Annotated in this window: 14 protein-coding genes and 3 tRNA genes; 15 read left to right on the forward strand and 2 right to left on the reverse strand. The window is 63.8% G+C overall.

Going from position 1 to position 17,804, the window contains the following annotated elements:
• Window positions 1-21: 21 nt before the first annotated feature.
• The 8 genes from E2H86_RS24985 (at window position 22) to E2H86_RS25020 (ending at window position 4,067) form a co-directional block, all read left to right on the forward strand.
• Window positions 22-97, forward strand: a tRNA-Glu gene (locus tag E2H86_RS24985).
• 65 nt (window positions 98-162) lie between these two features.
• Window positions 163-238, forward strand: a tRNA-Ala gene (locus E2H86_RS24990).
• 42 nt (window positions 239-280) lie between these two features.
• Window positions 281-356, forward strand: a tRNA-Glu gene (locus tag E2H86_RS24995).
• A 190-nt stretch (window positions 357-546) separates the two neighbouring features.
• Window positions 547-1,086: a TetR/AcrR family transcriptional regulator gene (locus E2H86_RS25000; protein WP_133332177.1), complete on the forward strand. Its 540-nt coding sequence runs from the start codon at window positions 547-549 to the stop codon at window positions 1,084-1,086.
• A gap of 24 nt (window positions 1,087-1,110) precedes the next feature.
• Window positions 1,111-1,944: an alpha/beta hydrolase gene (locus E2H86_RS25005; protein WP_133332178.1), complete on the forward strand. Its 834-nt coding sequence runs from the start codon at window positions 1,111-1,113 to the stop codon at window positions 1,942-1,944.
• Between the two features lie 64 nt (window positions 1,945-2,008).
• Complete coding sequence (locus tag E2H86_RS25010) at window positions 2,009-2,443, forward strand: acyl-CoA thioesterase (protein WP_133332179.1); 435 nt, start codon at window positions 2,009-2,011, stop codon at window positions 2,441-2,443.
• Window positions 2,444-2,493: 50 nt separating this feature from the next.
• Window positions 2,494-3,465 carry a tRNA dihydrouridine synthase gene (locus tag E2H86_RS25015; RefSeq protein WP_133332180.1) on the forward strand — a complete coding sequence of 324 codons (972 nt, stop codon included), beginning with the start codon at window positions 2,494-2,496 and terminating at the stop codon, window positions 3,463-3,465.
• A 158-nt stretch (window positions 3,466-3,623) separates the two neighbouring features.
• Window positions 3,624-4,067 carry an Hsp20 family protein gene (locus E2H86_RS25020; protein ID WP_133332181.1) on the forward strand — a complete coding sequence of 148 codons (444 nt, stop codon included), beginning with the start codon at window positions 3,624-3,626 and terminating at the stop codon, window positions 4,065-4,067.
• A 50-nt stretch (window positions 4,068-4,117) separates the two neighbouring features.
• On the opposite strand, the gene E2H86_RS25025 is transcribed toward E2H86_RS25020, so the two are convergent.
• Together E2H86_RS25025 and E2H86_RS25030 are read right to left on the reverse strand one after the other, a co-directional pair.
• Window positions 4,118-7,414 carry a sensor domain-containing protein gene (locus E2H86_RS25025; RefSeq protein WP_133332182.1) on the reverse strand — a complete coding sequence of 1,099 codons (3,297 nt, stop codon included), beginning with the start codon at window positions 7,412-7,414 and terminating at the stop codon, window positions 4,118-4,120.
• Between the two features lie 61 nt (window positions 7,415-7,475).
• Window positions 7,476-8,354 carry a LysR family transcriptional regulator gene (locus tag E2H86_RS25030; protein ID WP_133332183.1) on the reverse strand — a complete coding sequence of 293 codons (879 nt, stop codon included), beginning with the start codon at window positions 8,352-8,354 and terminating at the stop codon, window positions 7,476-7,478.
• Between the two features lie 130 nt (window positions 8,355-8,484).
• On the opposite strand from E2H86_RS25030, the gene leuC reads away from it, so the two are divergent.
• The 7 genes from leuC (at window position 8,485) to E2H86_RS25065 (ending at window position 17,733) form a co-directional block, all read left to right on the forward strand.
• Window positions 8,485-9,918, forward strand: coding sequence for a 3-isopropylmalate dehydratase large subunit (gene leuC / locus E2H86_RS25035; protein WP_133332184.1), 1,434 nt, complete (start codon window positions 8,485-8,487; stop codon window positions 9,916-9,918).
• Window positions 9,915-10,559: a 3-isopropylmalate dehydratase small subunit gene (leuD, locus tag E2H86_RS25040; protein WP_133332185.1), complete on the forward strand. Its 645-nt coding sequence runs from the start codon at window positions 9,915-9,917 to the stop codon at window positions 10,557-10,559. Before leuC ends, leuD begins: the two co-directional genes overlap by 4 nt.
• 147 nt (window positions 10,560-10,706) lie before the next feature.
• The gene (locus E2H86_RS25045; RefSeq protein ID WP_133332186.1) at window positions 10,707-11,480 is read left to right on the forward strand and encodes a class I SAM-dependent methyltransferase; all 774 of its coding nucleotides are present in this window, start codon (window positions 10,707-10,709) and stop codon (window positions 11,478-11,480) included.
• A gap of 58 nt (window positions 11,481-11,538) precedes the next feature.
• Complete coding sequence (leuB, locus tag E2H86_RS25050; RefSeq protein WP_133332187.1) at window positions 11,539-12,621, forward strand: 3-isopropylmalate dehydrogenase; 1,083 nt, start codon at window positions 11,539-11,541, stop codon at window positions 12,619-12,621.
• A gap of 63 nt (window positions 12,622-12,684) precedes the next feature.
• The gene (gene asd, locus E2H86_RS25055) at window positions 12,685-13,797 is read left to right on the forward strand and encodes an aspartate-semialdehyde dehydrogenase (RefSeq protein WP_133332188.1); all 1,113 of its coding nucleotides are present in this window, start codon (window positions 12,685-12,687) and stop codon (window positions 13,795-13,797) included.
• 213 nt (window positions 13,798-14,010) lie between these two features.
• Window positions 14,011-15,015 (forward strand): aspartate-semialdehyde dehydrogenase, encoded by a 1,005-nt coding sequence (locus tag E2H86_RS25060; RefSeq protein WP_133332189.1) that lies wholly within the window; start codon window positions 14,011-14,013, stop codon window positions 15,013-15,015.
• A 69-nt stretch (window positions 15,016-15,084) separates the two neighbouring features.
• The gene (locus tag E2H86_RS25065) at window positions 15,085-17,733 is read left to right on the forward strand and encodes a FimV/HubP family polar landmark protein (protein ID WP_133332190.1); all 2,649 of its coding nucleotides are present in this window, start codon (window positions 15,085-15,087) and stop codon (window positions 17,731-17,733) included.
• Window positions 17,734-17,804: the final 71 nt, after the last annotated feature.

Here is a 17,804-nt window from a genome sequence, read left to right on the forward strand (position 1 = left end):
GTGAATCTTCGCGAAGGTTACGTCCCCTTCGTCTAGTGGCCTAGGACACCGCCCTTTCACGGCGGTAACAGGGGTTCGAGTCCCCTAGGGGACGCCACTTTTACCCGCGTTTTGCGGGGCTTTAAGAGGCTCATTCGCATATTGGATGAGCCTTTTGTTTTCGGGGCTATAGCTCAGCTGGGAGAGCGCCTGCATGGCATGCAGGAGGTCAGCGGTTCGATCCCGCTTAGCTCCACCATTTCTGCCAGGGTTCATGAATGTGAATCTTCGCGAAGGTTACGTCCCCTTCGTCTAGTGGCCTAGGACACCGCCCTTTCACGGCGGTAACAGGGGTTCGAGTCCCCTAGGGGACGCCAATTTTTTCCCGCGTTTTGCGGGGCTTTGAAGGCTCATTCGCTTATTGAATGGGCCTTTTGTTTTTGCGCCTTCGAAAGTTCTCCTTTTTCTGTCGATGATTGCCGTCGGTCGCCGGTGCGAAACAAAGCTTGCGAAAAAATATGATGGGAATAATATTTCGATCATCATATTTGTTCGAGAAACCGGTCCATGAGCGACAAGAAGAGCAAGACCCGGGAGCGCATCCTCGAGGCGGCCCAGGCGGCCTTGATCCAACATGGCCCCGCCGAGCCTAGTGTCAGCCAGGTAATGGGGGCGGCGGGCCTGACCGTCGGCGGGTTCTATGCCCATTTCGAGAGCAAGGACGAGCTGATGCTCGAGGCTTTCAGCCAGTTACTCCGCGAGCGCCGAGCGCTGCTGGCCCAGGTTGATCCGAGCCTGGATGGGGCGGGACGGCGAGCGCTGGTGTCGGCCTTCTATCTGTCGCGCAAGCACCGTGATGCCGAAGTGCACGCCTGCCCTCTACCCAATGCCCTGGGTGAAATGAAGCGACTGCCGGAAGCATTTCGCGAAGCGCTGGCCGAACACATCGAGTTGATGACCGCGCAGATGGTCGACCGCCCCGAAGAAGCCGATGCCGCCTTGGCCGATCTGGCGTTGATGATCGGTGGCCTGGCCCTGGCGCGAGCGCTTGGCACGGGCGAGCTGTCCGATCGCATCCTGCGGGCCGCCAAGTCGGCGGTGATCTGACTCTTTTCAGTGGGGAGTACGACGATGACAACCTTGAACTGGATCCGCGGCGTTAACGGCACGCTAGGCCACCTGGTGCCGGAGCATATCGCCGGACGTATGCGCCAAGCCTTCATGACACCGCGCAATCTGCCGCCCAAGCCCTGGGAGCTGCCTCTGCTGGCCTCGGCCGAGCGCATCACCCTGCGCTTCGGCTTGTCGGCTTTGCGCTGGGGGCAAGGACCTACGGTGCTGTTGATGCACGGCTGGGAAGGCCGACCCACCCAATTTGCCGCGTTGATCGAGAGGCTGGTGCAGGCCGGACACACTGTCGTGGCGCTGGAAGGTCCGGCCCATGGGCGCTCGCCCGGGCGGCAGGCGCATGTGGTGCTGTTTGCCCGCGCGTTGCTTGAGGCAGCGGCCGAGTTGCCGCCGTTGCGTGCGGTGATCGGTCATTCCATGGGCGGTGCCAGCGTGCTGCTGGCCCTGCAGATGGGGCTGCGTACCGAGGCGGCGGTGAGTATCGCCGCGCCGGCGCGTTTGCTCGGTGTGCTGCGTGGCTTCGCCCAGCGCCTGGGCCTGCCGGCCCGGGCCAGGGCGGCGTTCATCCGCCAGATCGAGCGGGATGTCGGCATGCAGATCGGCCGTCTCGATGTCAGCGCCTACCAACTGGACCTGCCGGGCCTGGTGGTGCATGCCGCCGACGATGCCCTGGTGGCGGCCGAGGAGGCGCAGTTGATTCATCAGGCCTGGTTCGACAGTCGCTTGTTGCTGTTGCAGGAAGGCGGCCACCAGCGTGTGCTCGCCGACCCGCGTCTGGGCGAAGCCGTGCTCGAACTGCTGGCCGAAGCCAGTGCTCCGGCACGGCAAACTGCCTGAGCTTCCGTTACACTCTGCTGCTTCGCAACTCCCATGAATCGGACATCGGGTTAAGGAAGTGGGCATGAGCTGGGATTTGGCAACGCCATTCATCATCGACCTGCGTGTCGGCACCGAGGACATCGACGGCCTTGGCCATGCCAACAACGCGGTCTACGTCACTTGGCTGGAGCGCTGCGCCTGGCGCCACTCCCAGCGCCTGGGCCTGGATTTGACCGAGTACCGCCGACTGGATCGGGCCATGGCGGTGGTGCGCCACGAAATCGACTACCTCGCGGCTGCCTACGAGGACGACGAGTTGCAACTGGCGACCTGGATCATCGATTGGGACCAGCGCCTGCGCATGACCCGGCGCTTCCAGCTCATGCGCCCGCGCGACGGCGTGACGCTGCTGCGGGCGCAGACCACGTTCGCCTGCATCGAGCTTTCCAGTGGCAAGCCTCGGCGCATGCCGGCGGAGTTCATCGACGGTTACGGTCCGGCGCTGATCGGCGCCTGAACCGCCGGCATTTTTTGTTAGACTGCCGCTTTTTCCGGCGAGTCCCTCCCATGCAAATTGCCCTGGCCCCGATGGAGGGGCTGGTCGACAACATCCTGCGCGACGTCCTGACCCGTGTGGGCGGCATCGATTGGTGCGTCACCGAGTTCATTCGCGTCTGCGACCGGCTGTTGCCGGCATCGTCCTTCGACAAGTTGGCTCCGGAGCTGCGCCAGGGTGCGCGTACGGCAGCTGGCGTGCCGATGCGCGTGCAACTGCTGGGTTCTGATCCGGTGTGCCTGGCCGAGAACGCCGCGCTTGCCTGCGAGCTGGGGGCGCCGGTGATCGATCTGAACTTCGGTTGCCCGGCCAAGACGGTGAACAAGTCCCGCGGCGGCGCGGTGCTGCTCAAGGAGCCTGAGCTGTTGCATGCCATTGTCCGTGAAGTGCGCCGGGCGGTGCCGGCGCATATCCCGGTCACCTCGAAAATGCGTCTGGGCTTCGACAGCCCGGACGGTGCGCTGGAGTGCGCCACGGCTCTGGCCGAGGGCGGTTCGGCGCACTTGGTGGTGCATGCGCGGACCAAGGTCGAGGGCTACAAGCCGCCAGCCCATTGGGAGTGGGTGGCGCGGGTCCAGGATGTGGTGGCGGTGCCGGTGTTCGCCAATGGCGAGATCTGGACCGTTGACGACTGGCGGCGTTGCCGCGAGGTCAGTGGTGCCGAGGACATCATGCTCGGTCGCGGTTTGGTATCGCGCCCCGACCTGGCCCTGCAGATCGCCGCTGCGCGTGACGGACGCGACTACCAGCCGCTGCGCTGGGACAACCTGCTGCCGCTGCTGCGCGAATTCTGGCGCCAAGCCCAGGCCAAGCTGTCGCCGCGCTATGCACCGGGGCGGATGAAGCAGTGGCTGGCGATGCTGACCCGCAGCTATCCCGAGGCGGTGGTGTTGTTCGCCGAACTGCGGCGTGAGGATGATTGCGCACGGATCAGCCGGTTGCTGGGGGTCGAGCAGAGTGCATTCGAGGAATGTGTTGCCTGATCGGGCTTGCCCGCGAAGAGGCCCGATCAGGCGAGCCAAAGCACAATTTTTTTGCACCCCCCCTTGAATCCCCTCCTGCTGACCCTATCTCTTGAGTACGCGATGCCGAAGTCGGGTCGCGTAATGACTTACTTGCTGAATCTCAGGAGTTTATGACCATGACCAGTGCTTTCTCTCTCGCTCCACTGTTCCGCCATTCCGTTGGTTTCGACCGTTTCAACGACTTGTTCGAATCCGCGGCACGTAACGAGGCGGGTAGCAGCTACCCTCCCTACAACGTTGAAAAACATGGCGATGACCACTATCGCATCGTGGTTGCCGCAGCCGGTTTCCAGGAACAGGACCTCGACCTGCAAGTCGAGAAAGGCGTCCTGACCGTCACCGGTGGCAAGCGCGAAAACGACGGCGCCGAAGTGACCTACCTGCATCAGGGTATCGCCCAGCGCGCCTTCAAGCTGTCGTTCCGCCTGGCTGACCACATCGAAGTGAAGTCTGCCGGCCTGGCCAACGGCCTGCTCAGCATCGACCTGCTGCGTATCGTGCCGGAAGAAGCCAAGGCCAAGCGCATCCCCATTAATGGCGAAAAGCCAGCGCTGAACTGATCTCAGCGGGATGAGCGAAAGGGCACCTTCGGGTGCCCTTTTTTCGTTGTTCAGTAGTCCGCTGGCGCCTCCATCAGCAACTGCCGAAACGCTACCAGCGGCAACGGCCGGCTGTGCAGGTAGCCCTGGTACAGGTAGCACCCCTGGCGTTCGAGGAACTCCAGTTGCTCGGTCAGCTCGACCCCTTCGGCAATGACCGCCAGGCCCAGGCTGCGTGCCATGGCGACGATGGCGCGGACGATCTCTGCGTCGTTGGGGTCCAGGGGAGCATCGCGAACGAAGGTCTGGTCGATCTTCAGGGCATCCACCGGCAGGCGCTTGAGATAGGTCAGCGAGGAATAGCCGGTGCCGAAGTCGTCCATGGCGAAGCTCACCCCATAGCGCTTGAGCTCGCGCATCTTGCTGATGGTGTCCTCGAGGTTCTGGATCACGATGCCTTCGGTGATTTCCAGCTTGAGCATGCGCCGCGGCAGGCCATAGTCGTCCAGGCTGCGCAGCACCCGCTCGACGAAATCGTTCTGACGAAACTGCCGCGGGCTGATGTTCACGCACAGGCTGAAGGTCTCGGCGTCGATCAGGCCGTCGAGCAGCATATGTGCGCAGGCATCGCAGGCTTCGTCGAGGATCCAGCTTCCCACTTCGAGAATCAGTCCGCTTTCCTCAAGGACCTGGATGAACTGCGCCGGGGGTTGCTGGCCCAGCTGCGGATGGTGCCAGCGCAGCAGAACCTCGGCCCCGACGATACGATTGTCGCGCGCATCCACCTGGGGCTGGAAGTGCAGGGCCAGTTCGCCACGGGCCAGTGCCAGGCGCAGGTCGCTTTCCATGCGTAGCCGCTCGCTGGCAGCTTTTTGCATGGTGTTATGAAACAGCTGGGTAGTGTTGCGCCCCGAATCCTTGGCTCGGTACAGCGCGATATCGGCGCGCTTGAGCAGGTCGGCCGGGGTCACGCCGTGATCGGGAATCAGCGCCACGCCGATGCTCGGCGTCACCTGCAGGCGTTGGCCGTCCAGCGACATGGGTTCGGCCAGTAGTTCACGCAGGGTATCGGCCAATTCGCGGACTTTGTCCTCGACTGCGTCGCGGCCGCCTTCGAGACCGCCGATCAGTACCACGAACTCGTCCCCACCCAGGCGCGCCACGGTGTCTTCCAGGCGCACGCTGGCTTCCAGACGAGCAGTGATGATCTTCAGCACTGTGTCGCCCACCGGGTGTCCGAGCGAGTCGTTGATGTGCTTGAAGTGGTCGAGATCGAGAAACAGCAGGGCGCCGCGCTGATTGTGGCGCTTGAGCAGAGCGATCTGCTGGCTCAGGCGGTCCATCAGCAGGGCCCGGTTGGGCAGGTTGGTGAGCGGGTCGTGGTAGGCCAGGTGGCGGATCTGCGCCTGGGCGTTCTTCAGCTGGCTGACGTCGCGGGCGGTCAGCAGCAGGCAGTCGACGGCGTTGAGGCTGATCGGCTCCACCGAGACTTCGACGGTGAGAATGTCGCCGTGCTTGTTTCGCCCGAGCATTTCCCGGTGGTGCACGCGACCGTGCTCATACAGTTCGTTGAGCAGTGCCGCACGTTGCTTTTCGTCGGCCCAGATGCCCAGCTCGTACACCGTGCGGCCGAGCACTTCGGCGGCACTGTAGCCGGTCAGGCGGGTGAAACCGTCGTTGACCTCCAGGTAGCGGCCACTGAGGCGTTCGGTGATGGTGATGGCGTCAGGGCTGGAGTGGAAAGCCTTGGCGAACTTCTCTTCACTGGATTTCAGTGCCGCTTCGGCGCGTTGCTGCTGGGTGATGTCGCGCAGCGTGGTGACGCTGCAAGGCTGGCCGTCGACGCTGATCAGACGGCTGGAGATGACGCAGGTCAGGGGCGAGCCGTTGCGGTGGTTGAGGGTCACGGCAACGTTGCTCAAGGCCTGCTCGCGAATGACCTGCTCGATACGCTGGCTGCGTTCGGAGGGCTCTGCCCACAGGCCCAGCTCGTCGGCGGTACGGCCGATCACCTGTTCGGCATTCCAGCCGAAGGTCTGGGTGAACGCCGGGTTGATTTCGATGAACTGGCCGGTGTCCTGGCGAGTGACGTAGATCGGGTCCGGACTGACCTGGAACAGGCTGGCGAACTTCTCTTCCGAAGCGCTCAGGCGTTGCTCCCGCTCGACCTGGTCGGTGATGTCCAGCAGGGTGCCGGCCATGCGCAGCGGCTGCCCATGTTCGTCACGGTAGAGGCGGGCACGGCTCTCGATGTAGCGCGAAGCGCCATTTTCCAACTGCACCCGATAGGTGATCTGGTAGTTGCCCGCGGGGCCCTCACGCAGGCTGCGATAGGCCTGGCGCATGTTGTTGCGTTCTTGCTCGGGCACACCTTCGAAGAAGGCGTCGAACGATTCGTGGAAGGGCATCGGGTCCAGGCCATGCAGTTGCGCGGCACGCGCCGAGCCGTAAAGCATGCCGCTGGGTATATGCCAGTCCCAGGTGCCCAGTTGCGCCGAGTCCAGGGCCAGGTCCAGGCGCTCCTGGCTGTCCTTGAGCGCCTGTTCGGCGCGTTTGCGATCGGTGGTGTCGACAAAAGTGCTGAGCAGGAAGGTCACCCCTTCGAACTCGATGCCCTGAGTGCACAGGATGCCGTCGTGGATCTGCCCGGAGCTGGCGCGGAACCGGACTTCGAGGCTGACCGGACCGCTGCCGGCGCGGGTCGCCTCCATCACCTGGTGGCGCTGCTCGGGATCGGCCCACAAGCCCAGCTCCAGGCTGGTCTTGCCGATGACCTGGCTGCCTGGCCAGCCGAGCATGTCCTCGAAGTGCTGGTTGACGTCGAAGATCATGCCGTCGTGGCGGCGGGTCAGCAGCACTGCGTTGGGGCTCAGGTGGAACAGTGTGGCGAAGCGCTTTTCCGAATTGATCAGCGCAGCTTCGCGCTCACGCTGGCGGGTGATCTCGCGAATCACGCCGATCATCTGGGGACGGCCGTGGCGGTCGTGGGTGAGGCTGCCGTTGATTTCCAGCCAGTGCAGGGTGCCATCAGGCCAGCGGATGCGGTGGCGCATGGCCTGGACCACCGGTTCGCCGTTGACCACGGCCTGGAAAGCCTGACGGGTGCGGGCGCGGTCTTCCTCGGGCAGCAAGTCGAGGTAGTCGATGTCCTTGGGCAAGGGCTGCTGTGGATCGAAGCCGAACAGCGCCTGGGTGCCACGCGACCAGCTCACCCGGCCGCTTTCGATGTCCCACAGCCAGGCCCCCAGGCGAGCGCCGTTCAAGGCAGCGAGCAGCTGTGGTGCATTCTGCCAGGCCTGCTCCGATTCCTGGGGGTCGACCGCAGGAATGCGCGGCAGGCGCGGAAAGCGTTTTGCTGATTTGGGCATCGATACCAGACCTTTGGCTTGAAACGCGTCCTTGAGTTGGAACTGCCGAGCTGACGACCGGTCAGGCGGACCCTGCGTGGCTGTCGAGCAGGGCCATGAAGGCCCTCGCCGCATTCGATAGCGTTCGCTCCGTGTGCAAAATGTAGCCTAGCTGGCGCGACAGTTGTATGCCGGGCAAGGCGATGGGAGCGACCTGTTCATCGAGCATCGTGCGGGGCAGGACGCTCCAGGCCAGGCCGATCGAGACCATCATCTTGATGGTTTCCAGGTAGTTGGTGCTCATGGCGATGTTCGGCGTCAGGCCCTGGCTTTCGAACAGGCGTTGGACGATGTGGTGGGTGAAAGTATTGCCGCCGGGAAACACCGCCGGGTGGCGGGCGACATCCTCCAGGCCGACCTGTCCATTACGCGCCAGCGGGTGTTCGGGGGCGGCGACGAAGTCCAGGGCGTCATCCCAGACCGGCACTGCCTTGACCAGGTGGTGCGGCTCTGGTGCCAGGGTGATGACGGCGATCTCAGCGCGACCATGGAGAATCTCGTCGTAGGCCGCTTCCGAATCCATAAACTGAATATCCAACGCCACCGCTGGGTACTCGCGGGTGAAGGCGCGCAGCAGCGGCGGCAGGCGGTGCAGACCTATGTGATGGCTGGTGGCCAGGGTCAAGCGACCGCTCACCTCCCCGGTGAGATTGGTCAGGGCGCGGCGCGTATCATCGAGCACGTTGAGGATCTGGTAGGCACGGGGCAACAGGGCGCGTCCGGCCTCGGTCAGTGTCACTTCGCGGCCGAGGCGGTCGAACAGGCGCACGTCCAGTTGCTGCTCCAGGCCGGCGATGCGCTTGCTGACGGCCGGTTGAGTCAGGAACAGGCGCTCCGCAGCGCCGGAGAAGCTGCCGGTTTCAGCGATGGCGATGAAGGCGCTGAGGTTGGCCAGGTCCATGGTTTGAATTCCTGTTGGTTATCCAAAGTATAAAAATTATGAATTTGAGTTATTCAATCTAACCCCATAGCATCGTCCGTACAAGCCAAGGGGTCTTTGGCATAGAAAGACGCTGATGAGGAACAGTCTGATGGCTGGCAAAACGCTCTACGACAAACTCTGGGAAGCCCATGAGGTCAAGCGCCGTGATGACGGCTCGTCCTTGATCTACATCGATCGCCATATCATCCACGAAGTGACCTCGCCCCAGGCCTTTGAGGGCCTGCGCCTGGCCAACCGCAAGCCGTGGCGTATCGATGCCAACATCGCCACGCCGGACCACAACGTGCCGACCACGCCAGAGCGCAAGGGTGGCATCGACGCAATCGTCGACCAGGTGTCGCGCCTGCAGGTGCAGACCCTCGACGAGAACTGCGACGAGTACGGCATCGTCGAATTCAAGATGAACGACGAACGCCAGGGCATCGTCCACGTCATCAGCCCTGAGCAAGGCGCGACCCTGCCGGGCATGACCGTGGTCTGCGGCGATTCGCATACCTCGACCCACGGTGCCTTCGGCGCCCTGGCCCATGGCATCGGCACCTCCGAGGTCGAGCACGTGCTCGCCACCCAGTGCCTGGTCGCCAAGAAGATGAAGAACATGCTGGTGCGTGTCGAAGGCCAATTGCCTGCTGGCGTCACCGCCAAGGACATCGTGCTCGCCGTGATCGGCAAGATCGGTACTGCCGGTGGTAACGGCCATGCCATGGAATTCGCCGGCAGCGCCATTCGCGCGTTGTCGATGGAAGGCCGCATGACCATCTGCAATATGTCCATCGAAGCCGGCGCCCGCGTGGGCCTGGTGGCCGTGGACGAGACTACCGTCGCCTATGTCGAAGGTCGTCCGTATGCGCCGAAGGGCGCCCAGTGGGAGCAGGCGGTGCAGGCCTGGAAAGGCCTGGTGTCCGATGCCGACGCGGTGTTCGACACCGTGGTCGAGCTCGATGCCGCGCAGATCAAGCCGCAAGTCAGCTGGGGCACCTCGCCGGAGATGGTTCTGGCCGTCGACCAACGTGTACCGGACCCGGCTGCCGAACCGGACCTGATCAAGCGTGGCTCGATCGAGCGGGCCCTCAAGTACATGGGTCTTGCCGCCAATCAGGCGATCACCGACATCAAGCTCGATCGCGTATTCATCGGCTCATGCACCAACTCGCGTATCGAAGACCTGCGCGCCGCTGCCGAGATCGCCAAGGGCCGCAAGGTCGCCGCCAACGTCAAGCAGGCGCTGGTGGTGCCGGGCTCCGGTCTGGTCAAGGCCCAGGCCGAGCGTGAAGGTCTGGACAAGATCTTCCTCGAGGCCGGTTTCGAATGGCGTGAACCTGGCTGCTCGATGTGCTTGGCGATGAACCCGGACCGCCTGGAAAGTGGCGAGCACTGCGCGTCCACCTCCAACCGCAACTTCGAGGGGCGCCAGGGCGCTGGTGGTCGTACCCACCTGGTCAGCCCAGCCATGGCTGCCGCTGCCGCGGTGACCGGCCACTTCATCGATGTCCGCGAGTTGATCCAAGGGAGTGCAGCATGAAAGCCTTTACCCAGCACATCGGTCTCGTCGCGCCGTTGGATCGTGCCAACGTCGACACCGATCAGATCATCCCCAAGCAGTTCCTCAAGTCGATCAAACGTACCGGCTTCGGCCCCAACCTGTTCGACGAGTGGCGCTACCTGGATGTCGGCCAGCCGTACCAGGACAACAGCAAGCGCCCGCTGAACCAGGATTTCGTGCTCAACCATGCCCGTTACCAAGGCGCCAGCGTGCTGCTGGCCCGTGAGAACTTCGGCTGCGGTTCGAGCCGCGAGCACGCCCCGTGGGCGTTGGACGAATACGGTTTCCGCAGCGTGATCGCGCCGAGCTTCGCCGACATCTTCTTCAACAACAGCTTCAAGAACGGCTTGCTGCCGATCATTCTCAGCGATGAGGAAGTCGACGAGCTGTTCAAGCAGGTCGAAGCCAACCCAGGCTACCAGCTGACCATCGACTTGCAGGCCCAGGCCGTGACCCGTCCGGATGGCAAGGTGCTGCACTTCGAAGTCGACGCCTTCCGCAAGCACTGCCTGCTCAATGGCCTCGATGACATCGGCCTGACCCTGCAGGACAGCGACGCGATCAAGGCCTTCGAAGGCAAGCACCGCGCCGGGCAGCCCTGGCTGTTCCGCGATGCCTGAAGTTCGTAGTTGATTTCGCTGGCCTCTTCGCGGGCAATCCCGCCCCCACGGTAAAGTGCTGTCTACAGCATCTGCGTTGCTTCTGTGGGAGCGGGCTTGCCCGCGAAAGGGCCGGTCTTGGCAGTGAATATCTAAAGGATTGATCCCATGACCCGCACCAATCACACCGATGTGGTCCAACGCCAGTTCGGCGAACAGGCCAGTGCCTACCTCAGCAGCGCCGTGCACGCCCAGGGCAACGAGTTCGCCCTGCTGCAGGCCGAGCTGGCGGGGCAGGGCAGCGCCCGTGTTCTGGACCTGGGCTGTGGTGCCGGGCATGTCAGCTTCCATGTCGCGCCGCTGGTTGCCGAGGTGGTCGCCTACGACCTGTCGCAATCGATGCTCGACGTGGTGGCCGCCGCAGCCGCCGATCGCGGGCTGGGCAATATCACCACCGAGTGCGGCGCCGCCGAACGCCTGCCGTTCGCCGATGCCTCGTTCGACTTCGTCTTCAGCCGCTATTCGGCGCATCATTGGAGCGATCTGGGTCTGGCCCTGCGCGAAGTGCGCCGGGTACTCAAGCCGGGCGGCGTGGCCGCGTTCGTCGACGTGATGTCACCGGGCAGCCCGTTGCTCGACACCTACCTGCAGACCGTGGAAGTGCTGCGCGACACCAGCCACGTTCGCGATTATTCTGCCGCCGAGTGGCAGCGTCAGGTCAGCGAGGCGGGCTTGCATGTGCGCAGCCACACGCGCCAAGCCTTGCGCCTGGAGTTTTCCAGCTGGGTCAAGCGCATGCGCACCCCGGAGCCGCTGCGTGTAGCCATTCGCCAGTTGCAGCAGGCCATGGGCGAGGAAGTCCGGCAGTATTATCAGATCGAAGCCGACGGCTCGTTCAGCACCGATGTGCTGGTGCTGTGGGCCGAGCGCCAGCGCTCGTAACAAGATACAGTTCGGCGTGGCCAGCTCGGCCGCGCCGCTTGAATGAATAGAGGAAAGCATGAGCAAGCAGATTCTGATTCTCCCAGGTGATGGCATCGGCCCGGAAATCATGGCCGAGGCGGTCAAGGTGCTGGAGGTGGCTAACGACAAGTTCCGCCTCGACCTGAGCCTGACCCACGACGTCATCGGTGGCGCGGCCATCGACAAGCACGGCGTGCCGCTGGCCGACGAGACCCTGGAGCGTGCTCGCCAGGCCGACGCCGTGCTGCTGGGCGCCGTGGGTGGCCCGAAGTGGGACAAGATCGAGCGTGACATCCGTCCCGAGCGCGGTCTGCTGAAGATCCGCTCGCAACTGGGTCTGTTCGCCAACCTGCGTCCGGCCATCCTCTACCCGCAACTGGCCGACGCTTCGTCGCTCAAGCCGGAAATCGTTTCGGGCCTGGATATCCTTATCGTCCGTGAGCTGACCGGCGGTATCTACTTCGGCGCCCCACGGGGCCAGCGCGAACTCGAAGGCGGCGAGCGCCAGGCCTACGACACCCTACCGTACAGCGAAAGCGAAGTGCGCCGCATCGCCCGCGTCGGCTTCGACATGGCCCGCGTGCGCGGCAAGAAGCTGTGCTCGGTGGACAAGGCCAACGTCCTGGCGTCCAGCCAACTGTGGCGTGAAGTGGTCGAGGACGTGGCCAAGGACTATCCGGATGTCGAGCTGAGCCACATGTACGTCGACAACGCGGCCATGCAGCTGGTGCGCGCACCGAAGCAGTTCGACGTGATGGTGACTGACAACATGTTCGGTGACATCCTGTCGGATGAAGCTTCCATGCTCACAGGTTCCATCGGCATGCTGCCCTCGGCGTCCCTGGATGCCAATAACAAAGGCATGTACGAGCCTTGCCATGGTTCGGCACCGGACATCGCCGGCCTGGGCGTTGCCAACCCGCTGGCGACCATCCTGTCGGTGTCGATGATGCTGCGCTACAGCTTCAATCAGCACGCGGCGGCCGAGGCCATCGAGCAAGCGGTCAGTCTGGTCCTGGACCAGGGTCTGCGCACTGGCGACATCTTCTCGGAAGGTTGCCGCAAGGTCGGTACGCAAGAAATGGGCGACGCAGTAGTCGCCGCGCTGCGGAATCTGTAATCTCTCTGGCCCGCCACCCCAAACTCCCGGTGGCGGCCCACTTTTAGCAAAGGTGTAGTTGCGATGAAACGTGTAGGTCTGATCGGTTGGCGCGGTATGGTCGGTTCCGTGCTCATGCAGCGGATGCTGGAGGAGCAGGACTTCGACCTTATTGAACCGGTGTTCTTCACCACCTCCAACGTAGGTGGCCAGGGCCCGAACGTGGGCAAGGATATTGCTCCGCTCAAGGACGCCTATTCGATCGAAGAGCTCAAGACCCTCGACGTGATCCTGACCTGCCAAGGCGGCGACTACACCAACGAGGTGTTCCCCAAGCTGCGTGAAGCCGGCTGGCAGGGTTACTGGATCGATGCCGCCTCGTCGCTGCGCATGCAGGACGACGCTGTCATCGTGCTCGATCCGGTCAACCGCAAGGTCATCGACCAGCAGCTCGACGCCGGTACCAAGAACTACATCGGCGGCAACTGCACCGTCAGCCTGATGCTGATGGGCCTGGGCGGCCTGTTCGAAGCCGGCCTGGTCGAGTGGATGAGCGCCATGACCTATCAGGCGGCCTCCGGTGCCGGCGCGCAGAACATGCGCGAACTGATCAAGCAGATGGGCGGCATTCACGCTGCCGTTGCCGATGACCTGGCCAATCCGGCCAGTGCCATTCTCGACATCGACCGTAAGGTCGCTGAGGCCATGCGCGGCGAAGCGTTCCCCACCGAAAACTTCGGCGTGCCGCTGGCCGGTAGCCTGATCCCGTGGATCGACAAGGAGCTGCCCAACGGCCAGAGCCGCGAGGAATGGAAGGCCCAGGCCGAGACCAACAAGATCCTCGGTCGCTTCAAGAGCCCGATCCCGGTCGACGGCATCTGCGTGCGCATCGGCGCCATGCGTTGCCACAGCCAGGCGCTGACCATCAAGCTGAACAAGGACGTGCCGCTGGCCGACATCGAAGGCCTGATCAGCCAGCACAACCCATGGGTCAAGCTGGTGCCGAACCAGCGCGAGATCAGCATGCAGGAGCTGAGCCCGACCAAGGTCACCGGCACCCTGAACATCCCGGTTGGCCGTCTGCGTAAGCTGAACATGGGTTCGCAGTACCTGGGCGCGTTCACCGTTGGCGACCAGCTGCTGTGGGGCGCTGCCGAGCCGCTGCGGCGCATGCTGCGGATTCTGCTGGAGCGTTGATCGTTCTGGTTTGACCGAAAACCCGTGCTGGCGACAGTACGGGTTTTTTGTTGGTCGTCGGAAGATATTCAGCGCCTGTGAGGTCGAGCGCCGCCCGCGCGGCGCTCGATATCCGCCACCCCGCCGACCCCTACGCCAAGCCCAAGACAGACAAAACACTACAATCCAAGTAAAGTGCCGCCCCCGCCGTTTCAGCAAAAGGATCTTTCCCCCATGACCACCCCCTTGGATATCGCCGTCATCGGCGCCACCGGCAGCGTCGGTGAAACCCTGGTGCAGATCCTCGAAGAACTGTCGTTCCCAGTCGCCACCTTGCACCTGTTGGCAAGCATGGAGTCGGCCGGTAGCAGCGTGATGTTCGCCGGCAAGAAGCTCAAGGTGCGCGAGGTCGACAGTTTCGATTTCGCTCAGGTCAAGCTGGCCTTCTTCGCCGCTGGCCCTGCGGTCAGCCGCAGCTTCGCCGGTAAGGCCGAGCAGGCCGGCTGCACGGTCATCGACTTGTCCGGCGGCCTGGAAGACGCCTTGCCGGTGGTCCCGGAGGCCAACGCCGAGCGCCTCGACGGCCTGGCGCTGCCCGCCCGCATTTCCAGCCCTAGTGCCGCAGCGGTAGCGCTTGCCGTGGCATTGGCACCGCTCAAGGGCTTGATGGAGATCGAGCGGGTGCAGGTCATGGCCGCGCTGGCAGTGTCTGCCCAAGGGCGCGAGGCGGTCAACGAACTGGCCCGGCAGACCGCCGAGCTGCTCAATGCACGACCACTGGAGCCGCGTTTCTTCGACCGCCAGGTGGCATTCAACCTATTGCCTCAGGTGGGTGCGGTGGACGAGCAGGGGCATAGTGCCCTGGAGCGGCGCCTGGTGGTCGAGCTGCGCGAGCTGCTGGGCTTGGCGGATTTGAAGATTTCCGTGACCTGCATTCAAGTCCCGGTGTTTTTCGGCGATAGCTTCAGTGTAGCGCTACAGAGCCGCGCGCCAGTCGACCTGGCGGCGGTCAATCAGGCGCTGGACAGCGCCGATAGCCTTGAGTTGGTCGAGCCCGAGGATTACCCGACACCTGTCGGCGACGCAGTCGGGCAGGACGTGGTCTATGTTGGTCGTGTACGCCATGGTGTAGATGAGCCCGAACAGTTGAACCTGTGGCTGACCACCGACAATTTGCGCAAGGGCGCCGCCCTCAACGCCGTCCAAGTGGCGCAATTGTTGATAAAACCCAGGGTGTAAATGATACTGGCGAGCAATTTTGTCCTACATCGGTAGAAGGTGTTGGACGATCCATACAAGGGAAGAGTCATGCTTCGAATTCGCAAACTGGTTCTGGCCATGGCAGCAGCATCGGCGCTGTCGTCCGGCATGGCGAACGCCCTGGGGTTGGGTGAGCTGACCCTCAAGTCGGCGCAGAACCAGCCGCTGGATGCCGAGATCGAACTGCTCGATGTACGTGACCTGCGAGCCTCGGAAGTGGCGCCGAGCCTGGCGTCGCCGGAAGAATTCAGCAAGGCCGGAGTGGCCTATCCCAGCTATCTGGAAGACCTGACCTTCACCCCGGTGATCAACCCCAACGGCAAGAGCGTATTGCGGGTGACCTCCAGCCAGCCGCTGCCGGGTACCGTGGTCAAGTTCCTGGTCCAGGTGATGTGGCCCCAAGGTCGCCTGCTGCGTGACTACAGCGTGTTGCTCGACCAGGCCAAGGCTCAGGGCGAGCAGCCGGCGGCGGGCAATATCGCAGCGCCGGTCAGCGCTGGCGCCAGCTACACCACCCAGCGCCGTGACACCCTGTGGCAGATCGCTGCCCAGCATGTCCAGGGCGGCTCTGTGCAGCAGGCCATGATCGCCATCCAGGCGCTCAATCCCGACGCCTTCATTGGCAACAACATCAACCAACTGAAGGTCGGCCAGGTATTGCGCCTGCCCGATCAGCAGCAGGTGCAGAGTATCCCCCAGGGCGAAGCCAACCGTGAGGTGGCCGAGCAGTACCGTGCGTGGCGCGAAGGCCGGCGGCTGGGTCCGCGGGCGCGCCAGCTCGACGCCACCCGCCGTGGTGCCGCCGAAGCCGCGCCAGCGCGCATCGCTCAAGGCGACAATCTGCGCCTGGTGACGCCTGGCAACCAGGCCGATGCCAAGGACGCCAAAGCGCTCAGCGACCAGCTGGCGGTGGCCCAGGAGAGCCTGGACACCAGCCGCCGCGACAACGAAGAACTCAAGAGCCGCATGAGCGACCTGCAGAGCCAACTGGACAAGCTGCAGCGTCTGATCGAGCTGAAGAACGACCAATTGGCCCGCCTGGAAGCGCAGGGCGGCGCTGCGGCTGCTCCGTCGACCGCCGCAGCGCCCGCGGCCGCTGGTGCCGCGCAGGTACCAGCCGATGCTGCCGAGCCCGTGGTCGAGCCGGCGCCGGCTGCCGTGGACACGGCGCCGGAAAACCCGCCGAGCGCAGATCAACAGGCAGTCGACGAGCAGCCAGGCGCGCTTGACGATCTGCTGGGCAATCCGCTGCTGCTGGGGCTGATCGCAGGCTCCGCGGCATTGGTGCTGTTGTTGCTGGTCCTGCTGCTGATGCGCAAGCGCAAGGCCCAACAGGAGGCCGAGAAGCATCTGCGCATGGCCCGCGCCCTGGCCGAGGAAAACGAACGTGCCCCGGACTTCGACCTGCCGCCGAGCAGCTTCGAAGGGGTCGAGGTTTCGGCGCCGAGCGTGACCCTGTCGCCGGCCGTGGTCGCGGCCTCGGCCGCCGCTGCGACAGCGGCGGAAAAGCCGGTTGCGCCAGCCCCAGTGGCCGAGCCGCAAACCGACATCGACCCGATTGCACGATTGCTCGCCGAAGTTGATCAGAGCATCGCCGCCGGTCGTCTGAACCACGCAGCCGACCTGCTTGAGTCGGCAGTTGCCGCCGAGCCTGAGCGTGACGACCTGCGTCTCAAGCTCATGGACGTGTATGCCCGCCAGGGGGATCACAGTGGGTTCGTCGAGCAGGAGCGCAAGCTGTCTGCCAGTGAAAACAACGTGGCCCAGGTCGACGACCTCAAGAGTCGCTATCCTGCCATGCTTGGCTTGGCAGCTGCTGGCCTGGGCGCTGCCGCCCTGGCTGCGGAAATGGACGAGCAGTACGTGCAGGACTTGCTGCAGGACGATGCGCCGCCGGCTGCCGAAGACGTGCCTCAGGCAGTGCCGGAGTCTGCGCCGCATGTTGATCCGGAACCAGAGGCAGAGCCAGACGTCATCAGCCAGACGCCCGCTCCCGAAGTCGACGACTTGGACAGCGCCTTCGATCTCAGTCTGGATGACGATCTGCCGCTGGACACGGCCCTCGAACCGCCGATGCTCGACGACGAAGCGCCGGCCCAGCCACTGGCCGAAGAGTCCCCGGACGTTGCGCCGGTCGAGCCCGTCACCGACGCCGATGCCGATTTCGAAACCCTGTTGGCCCAGGCCGAAGCGCCAGCGCTCGATGACCTTGCCGATTTCGACCTGGACACCGGCGAGCCAGCCCCGGCAGATCCCGAGGCACCCGTGGACGTGGCGGCGGAACTCGCCGCCTTCGACGCCATCCCGGAATTCGACCCGATCTCCGAGTTGGAACTGCCAGAGGACTTCGACTTGTCGCTGTCGCTGGACGACGATTCGGCAGCGGCGAAGAACTTCGCCTCGGAGCTGGACGACGTCAATGCCGAGCTCGACAAGCTGTCGCAGAATCTCGAAAGCCCCTCGCTGGAGCCGCAGTTCACCGCCGAGGACGCTGCTGCCGATCTCGAGCCGCTGGATGACCTGGACTTCGACTTCTTCTCCGGCACCGATGAGGTGGCGACCAAGCTCGACCTGGCGCGGGCGTATATCGACATGGGCGACCACCAGGGCGCTCGGGACATCCTCGACGAGGTGGTCAAGGATGGCGACGATACCCAGCGTCAGGAAGCCGAGGACATGCTCTCGCGCTTGGTCTGACAGGACCGCCTGATGACAACGGCAGCCCAATACGGCTGCCGTTGTCGTTATAATCCCCGCCATTCCGTATC

It is taken from the genome of Pseudomonas putida (assembly GCF_004357765.1).
Taxonomy (GTDB): Bacteria; Pseudomonadota; Gammaproteobacteria; order Pseudomonadales; family Pseudomonadaceae; genus Aquipseudomonas; species Aquipseudomonas putida_U.

Excerpts from the sequence above, each read along its gene's own strand:
- E2H86_RS25000 (WP_133332177.1), top strand. The coding sequence starts at position 547 with ATGAGCGACAAGAAGAGCAAGACCCGGGAGCGCATCCTCGAGGCGGCC.
- E2H86_RS25005 (WP_133332178.1), top strand. The coding sequence starts at position 1,111 with ATGACAACCTTGAACTGGATCCGCGGCGTTAACGGCACGCTAGGCCAC.
- E2H86_RS25010 (WP_133332179.1), top strand. The coding sequence starts at position 2,009 with ATGAGCTGGGATTTGGCAACGCCATTCATCATCGACCTGCGTGTCGGC.
- E2H86_RS25015 (WP_133332180.1), top strand. The coding sequence starts at position 2,494 with ATGCAAATTGCCCTGGCCCCGATGGAGGGGCTGGTCGACAACATCCTG.
- E2H86_RS25020 (WP_133332181.1), top strand. The coding sequence starts at position 3,624 with ATGACCAGTGCTTTCTCTCTCGCTCCACTGTTCCGCCATTCCGTTGGT.
- E2H86_RS25025 (WP_133332182.1), bottom strand. The coding sequence starts at position 7,414 with ATGCCCAAATCAGCAAAACGCTTTCCGCGCCTGCCGCGCATTCCTGCG.
- E2H86_RS25030 (WP_133332183.1), bottom strand. The coding sequence starts at position 8,354 with ATGGACCTGGCCAACCTCAGCGCCTTCATCGCCATCGCTGAAACCGGC.
- leuC (WP_133332184.1), top strand. The coding sequence starts at position 8,485 with ATGGCTGGCAAAACGCTCTACGACAAACTCTGGGAAGCCCATGAGGTC.
- leuD (WP_133332185.1), top strand. The coding sequence starts at position 9,915 with ATGAAAGCCTTTACCCAGCACATCGGTCTCGTCGCGCCGTTGGATCGT.
- E2H86_RS25045 (WP_133332186.1), top strand. The coding sequence starts at position 10,707 with ATGACCCGCACCAATCACACCGATGTGGTCCAACGCCAGTTCGGCGAA.
- leuB (WP_133332187.1), top strand. The coding sequence starts at position 11,539 with ATGAGCAAGCAGATTCTGATTCTCCCAGGTGATGGCATCGGCCCGGAA.
- asd (WP_133332188.1), top strand. The coding sequence starts at position 12,685 with ATGAAACGTGTAGGTCTGATCGGTTGGCGCGGTATGGTCGGTTCCGTG.
- E2H86_RS25060 (WP_133332189.1), top strand. The coding sequence starts at position 14,011 with ATGACCACCCCCTTGGATATCGCCGTCATCGGCGCCACCGGCAGCGTC.
- E2H86_RS25065 (WP_133332190.1), top strand. The coding sequence starts at position 15,085 with ATGCTTCGAATTCGCAAACTGGTTCTGGCCATGGCAGCAGCATCGGCG.